The 2919-nt window shown below is 43.9% G+C and carries 1 protein-coding gene and 1 pseudogene; both read left to right on the top strand.

The annotated features are described in order from the left end of the window. Positions 1–96: 96 nt before the first annotated feature. Positions 97–2271, top strand: a pseudogene (locus CDG77_RS34415) (condensation domain-containing protein); the annotation flags it as partial. 60 nt (positions 2272–2331) lie between these two features. Then, positions 2332–2865, top strand: a complete 534-nt coding sequence (locus tag CDG77_RS34420) for a condensation domain-containing protein (RefSeq protein ID WP_223270156.1) — start codon at positions 2332–2334, stop codon at positions 2863–2865. The last annotated feature ends 54 nt before the right edge of the window (positions 2866–2919 follow it).

Below are 2919 nucleotides of genomic sequence, written 5' to 3' on the forward strand. Positions count from 1 at the left end.
TCAAAGTCTTATTTTATCGTACAGAGTAACTAATTTAAGATGATTGCATTTACGGGCTACAGCCTAGCCACACAAAGGCTTTAACTGTTTTCGGAGATGTCTAGAGGATATTGGCAACGTCCAGAGTTAACCGAGGAAAAATTTATCCCCAATTGCTTGCAAAGAAGCAGGGAAGCGAAAGAAAACCAATTCTCAGATTTTGATCGCCTCTACAAAACAGGGGACTTAGCACGATTTCGTGCAGATGGCAACCTAGAATATCTCGGTCGAGCTGACGATCAGGTGAAAATTCGGGGCTTCCGCATTGAGTTGGGAGAAATCGAAACGGTGCTGAGACGACACCCACATGTGTTTCAAGCTGTGGTCGTTGCTCGTGAAGACATTCCCGGACAAAAGCGCCTTGTGGCTTATGTTGTTCCGCACGAAAAGCAACCAAACGCCGATGAATTGCGCCATTTCCTCAAGCAGAAATTGCCGAATTATATGGTGCCCTCGGCTTTTGTGCTGCTGAAAGCCCTACCGATGACTCCGAACCAGAAGGTAGATTACCGCGCTCTCCCAGTCCCCGACTTTTCTCGGAGCGCAGAAGATAGCTTTGTTGCGCCTCAAACGCCTACAGAAGAGAGATTAGCGGCAATTTGGTCAGAAATTTTAAGATTAAAACAAGTCGGCATCCACGATAACTTCTTTGAACTGGGCGGCGACTCTATCCTCAGCATTCAGGTAATTTCAAGAGCCAATCAAGCGGGTATCCAAATTGCCCCCAAACAACTATTTAAATACCAAACCATTGCTGAGTTAGCTGCTGTGGCAGGCATGACTCGCCAAGTTATAGCCGAACAAGGGTTAGTGAATGGTTCTGTGGCACTGACACCTATCCAAAAGTGGTTTTTTGAGCAGAATTTGCCCAAACCTGATTACTTTAACCAGTCAGCCCTGCTAGAAGTGCCGCCAGACTTGCAACCAGAGCTATTGCAGCAAGTTGTGCAACAATTATTAGTGCATCACGATGCTTTGCGATCGCAGTTTGTGCAAGTAGGGGAAAACTGGCAGCAGTTTAACGTCCCTACCCAAGAACCTGTGCCATTTAGTGTTATTAATTTATCGCACCTATCGCCAGAAGAACAACAAACAGCAATGAAAGCGGCGGATGCGGAACTCCAAGCTAGTTTGAATCTATCTATTGGCGCAATCGCACAAGTAACGTTATTTCAATTAGGTAACAATCGACCTGATTGGTTACTATTCATCATCCATCATTTAGCAGTAGATGGAATTTCGTGGCGGATTTTACTAGAAGATTTGGCTACAGCTTACCAACAAATCACCCGTGGTGAAGCGATTAAATTACCAGCAAAGACAACTTCGTTTCAATATTGGAGCGATCGCTTGGTAAAATACGCCCAATCAGATGCGATCGCTGCTGAGTTAGATTACTGGCTAGGTGAGTCTAATCTTGAAATTACTCCACTACCAGAAGACTATCCTGCATCTGACGACAACACAATCGCTTCCGCCGCTTCTGTATCCCTTTCTTTAACTGAAGAACAAACTCGCGCCCTTTTGCAGGATGTCCCCTCTGCCTACAACACTCAAATTAATGATGTGTTGCTGACAGCCTTAGTGCAAAGCTTTGCCCAATGGACGGGAGAAAATTCACTACTGGTTGACTTGGAAGGTCATGGAAGGGAAGATTTATTTGAAGATGTGGATTTATCGCGTACTGTTGGCTGGTTTACCACTTTATTCCCGGTTCGGTTACAGCTAGCAGAAATTGATCATCCCGGAGAGGCTTTAAAGTTAGTCAAAGAACAACTGCGGCGCATCCCCAACCGAGGTATTGGTTATGGCGTGTTGCGTTATTTGCTGCGGGATAATTTGAAATTACAAGCGCTACCTCAAGCACAAGTTAGTTTTAACTACCTTGGGCAATTTGATCGGGTGCTTAAAGCTTCCGAGACGTTAGGTTTAGCTAAAGAAATGAAAGCTCAACAAAGTGCAATTAATAAGCGCAGCCATCTGTTAGGAATAAGCGGATTCATTCGCGCCGGCAAATTGGAGATGACTTGGGCTTATAGCGATCAAATTCATCAACAAGCCACCATTGAACGTTTAGCTTTTGGATTTATTGCAGCATTAAAAACTCTAATTACTCACTGTCAGTCGAAAGAAGCTAAAGGCTATACACCCTCGGACTTTTCGGCTGCTAAACTCAATCAAAAACAGCTTGATAAATTCTTAGCTAAAGTCAATAAGAATAAAACAAAGTAGTCATTTGTCATTCGTCATTTTTCATTGATTATTTCTCCCCATTCCCTATTCCCTATTCCCATGAACAATATCGAAGATATTTACGAACTTTCGCCCATGCAGCAGGGGATGTTGTTTCATACCCTTTATGCGCCAGAATCAGAAGTTTATTTTGAGCAGTTGCTTTGCATCCTCTCTGGGGAATTGAATTTTACTGCTTTCCAGCAAGCTTGGGAACAGGTTGTGGCGCGACATCCAGTTTTACGCAGTTCCTTTTATTGGGAGGAGATAGAAAAGCCCTTGCAAATGGTGAGTAAGCAAGTGGATCTCCCTTGGGAGAAATTGGACTGGCGGAATTTCACGCCGGATGAACAACAACAGCAACTAGAAGATTTTTTGTCAAGCGATCGCCAAAAAGGATTTGAACTAGATGTTGCTCCCCTGATGCGCTTCACTGTCATCTGGCTAGGGGACTATACTTACCAATTTATTTGGAGCCATCATCATATCCTCTTTGATGGCTGGTCGATGCAGATTATCCTCAAGGAAGTTTTAGCTTTTTATGAAGCACATCAGCGAGGCGAACATTTACCCCGGATTTCTCACAAAGCTTGAAGAAATAGGGGTCAAAAACTGCCAAAATGTATATTGCAAAAGAATTCCAGCAGC

It is taken from the genome of Nostoc sp. 'Peltigera membranacea cyanobiont' 213 (assembly GCF_002245975.1).
Classification (GTDB): domain Bacteria; phylum Cyanobacteriota; class Cyanobacteriia; order Cyanobacteriales; family Nostocaceae; genus Nostoc.

Excerpts from the sequence above, each read along its gene's own strand:
- CDG77_RS34420 (WP_223270156.1), top strand. The coding sequence starts at position 2,332 with ATGAACAATATCGAAGATATTTACGAACTTTCGCCCATGCAGCAGGGG.